The organism is Acinetobacter harbinensis (assembly GCF_000816495.1).
GTDB lineage: Bacteria > Pseudomonadota > Gammaproteobacteria > Pseudomonadales > Moraxellaceae > Acinetobacter > Acinetobacter harbinensis.
On the sequence record NZ_JXBK01000001.1, the window covers coordinates 1729219 to 1732624 of the forward strand.

General features: G+C 37.6%; 3 protein-coding genes. 2 read left to right on the plus strand and 1 reads right to left on the minus strand.

Annotation, left to right across the window (positions count from 1 at the left end; translation table 11 throughout):
• On the plus strand, positions 1-488 hold a 488-nt coding region (locus tag SE27_RS14460; RefSeq protein WP_455549977.1), incomplete at its 5' end, for an alpha/beta fold hydrolase.
• A 647-nt stretch (positions 489-1135) separates the two neighbouring features.
• Here the strand turns inward: SE27_RS14460 and map are convergent.
• Positions 1136-1930 (minus strand): type I methionyl aminopeptidase, encoded by a 795-nt coding sequence (gene map, locus SE27_RS08040; RefSeq protein WP_039622419.1) that lies wholly within the window; start codon positions 1928-1930, stop codon positions 1136-1138.
• A 361-nt stretch (positions 1931-2291) separates the two neighbouring features.
• Between map and brnQ the strand changes: the two genes are divergently transcribed.
• The coding region (gene brnQ / locus SE27_RS08045; RefSeq protein ID WP_039622421.1) for a branched-chain amino acid transport system II carrier protein at positions 2292-3406 on the plus strand (1115 nt) is incomplete at its 3' end.

A 3406-nucleotide genomic window follows, 5' to 3' on the forward strand; every position in this document is an offset into this window, starting at 1 on the left:
GGCAGCAGCAGCCCAAACTGAAACAGCTATTGGCTGATCTCTGTGAATTACTGGCTTTAACACCTTATGCACGCTCACTCAGCGATCTTGATTTTTCTTCGCGGCAACAGTTATTAAGGCTTTGGTTCGACTTCCTTCAACTACAAGGTCAAAATCGTGCGCTAAATGTTTTGTTTAAACTGCCTTTAACATCGCTCAAATTTCAATCCTTACTTTTGCCTATGCAGCGTTTAGATTATTTGGCGTGGTATATCCACAGCTATTTACAACACAATGAAGATTACCGCGATGCCATCGCTGCACTGTCTTGCCGCAGTACTTTTTTTATTGGTGAGCAATCTAAATTATATCCTGCACAAGGTCAAAAAATGATTGCCCATACGGTACAAGCCGCTAAGCAAGTTATCTTTGCTAAATCTGGACATGCACCATTAATCAGTGAACCGATTAAATTTGCTCGCGAAATTGCTTATTTCTTAAAAAAATAAGGCTAAATTTTAATGTACTAAAATAGATAAACACTAAAGCGCTGTTTGGCTGATCTTTATAATCAAGTGTTAAATGACCTCAGACCTGTATCTATAGACATCACAACACTATAAGCCTTTTATTTTAAATACTAAAAGCTATATTTTCTCTATGACCAATCTCAGTATTTTTTATTCTAAACTTATAAAAATAAAGCCAAAGATTATCAATCTATGCTTAAAGTAAACACCCATCAAAATGATTTTTTAGCGATAAGTGAACCAATAACGCCACACTTTAATGGATAAAAATAGCAATATTAAGGGCGTATTGAGGGAACTTCATAATCTATTAGAGCGACTCACCCAAGACAAATTTATTTTTATAAGCAAAAAATTGAGACAAAAAAAAGCTTATCCGAGGTGGATAAGCCTATAAACTTTGAAATAAAGAAACTACAGCTAGAATCTATTTACACATCATACAAATAAACTATAGTCGAATCCAATACTTAATAAATATTACCCTAAAAATTAAAAAATAATTTTTTAAGTTAAAATAAGCACTTAATTTTCAGACTAATCGTTTTTAGAACTATATCAGCAAATGAAATAGACTAAATTTAACTTAATTATGAACACAATCTATTTCATTTAACTGATCAAGCTTAAATCGCGGGATAAGAACCGGTACCTTCTGGCCACGGCGATAACAACTCAAAACCGGTATCTGTTACCAGCACCATGTGCTCCCATTGCGCCGTGAGCGAACGATCAGCGGTCACTACCGTCCAACCATCTTTCAGCTCTTTCACTCGTGCTTTACCGGCGTTGATCATTGGTTCAATGGTAAAAACCATGCCTTTTTTAAGTTTAAGGCCTTGGCCGGCTTGGCCATAATGTAAAACATTTGGCTGTTCGTGATAAACCTGCCCAATACCATGACCACAGTATTCACGTACCACGCTATAACCTTCACGCTGCGCCACCGATTGAATGGCAAAGCCAATATCGCCCAGTGTTGCATCAGGTTTAACCGCATGAATTCCGGCCACCATTGCTTCATAGGTGGTATCAACCAATCTTTTTGCTTCTGGTTTTACGCTGCCGACGTAATACATGCGGCTGGTATCACCAAAATAGCCATCTTTAATAATCGCCACATCAATATTAATAATATCGCCATCTTGTAAAATAGTATTGGGCGATGGAATACCGTGACACACCACTTCATTCGGTGAAATACAGGTGGTTTTGGTATAGCCATAATATCCAACATTGGCAGGAATGACTTTTTGCGTGTTGACAATGAAATCATGACAAATGTCATCTAAGTATTCAGTACTGACACCCGGCTTGACATATTCCCCTATCATTTCTAAAACCTGAGCAGCCAAACGCCCAGAAATACGCAACTTCTCGATATCTTGCTCAGTTTTCAGGGTAATAGCGGAAGCCTTCATGGTCTCATCCTCGTATATAAGGCTTACGATTATAGTCCTTTTGATGTGGTTTTGCTGAACAACTGTATAGAGAGCAAATATATTGCGTGCTGACTTATCATTTAAATGACTGATTTTTATTCACTTGGCTAATATTTTACCTTCAATCAAAATCTAACCAAAAATTCAAAACAGTGCTTTGTTTTTTATTTATATATTTTTCAATATACTTATCAAAGATATAATTTAAATTTCAGTTTATATTTATACCTTTAATCTGCATTTTTATATCATTAAAATTTATAACTGCCCTGAAATAAATTACAAAAAATTGTCTATATCCTCTAAAATTACCTCTTTTGATTAATCTATCTCTCCTTCTATGACAAGTCTCCGTACCCGAGATATTATTGCCTTAGGTTTTATGACCTTTGCACTTTTTATTGGTGCCGGCAATATTATTTTTCCTCCGATTGTGGCGCAACAAGCCGGTGAACATGTTTGGTTAGCAGCGTTTGGTTTTCTCATTACTGCGGTAGGTCTACCGGTGATTACCATCATGGCCTTATCACGTGTAGAAGGCTCTATCCAAAACCTCAGCTCACCTTTAGGTAAAGTTGCCAGTTTAATTTTAACCATTGCCTGTTACTTAACCGTTGGCCCTTTATTTGCAACACCACGCACAGCCACGGTTTCCTATGAAATTGGCTTTTCTTCTTATTTTGGTACTTCAAGCAGCAGCTTACTGATCTATAGTGCAATTTATTTCACTGTGGTGATGCTGGTGTCTTTATATCCCAATAAACTGTTAGATACCATTGGGCACTTTCTTGCACCGCTGAAGATTGCTTCACTGGCCGTACTGGGTATCGCCGCTTTTGCTATTCCGTCAGGATTCATTCCACCGGCCATTAATAACTATGTCGCAGCGCCTATTTCTGAAGGTTTTGTGAATGGTTATTTAACCATGGATACCTTAGGTGCATTGGTGTTTGGTATTGTGATTATTCATGCCATTCATTCACGCGGTGTAACCGATAAAAAATTGGTGACTAAATATGCTGTTATCGCAAGTTTAATCTCTGGTGTTGGCTTAACTTTGGTTTATTTAAGCCTATTTAAATTAGGTGTAGGGAGCCACGAAGCTGCTCCGAATGCAGCCAATGGCGCAATTATTCTGCATGCTTATGTACAACACGCCTTTGGTGATATCGGCTCTTTGTTCTTAACCGGTATGATTTTCTTGGCCTGTATGGTTACCGCAATTGGCCTAACCTGCGCATGTGCGGAATATTTCTCTGAACTGACCAAGATTCCTTATAAAATTCTGGTGTTTATCTTAATCGGTTTCTCTTTTATTATTTCAAACTTAGGCTTAACCAAACTGATTGCAGTTTCTGTACCGGTTCTAAGTACAATTTATCCACCAGCCATTGTGGTGATTTTACTGAGTTTCTTCTGGAAATTCTTTAATAAACCAAGCCATGTTGTTGCACC

Coding starts and splice junctions, on each gene's coding strand:
- map (WP_039622419.1), bottom strand. CDS start 1,930: ATGAAGGCTTCCGCTATTACCCTGAAAACTGAGCAAGATATCGAGAAG.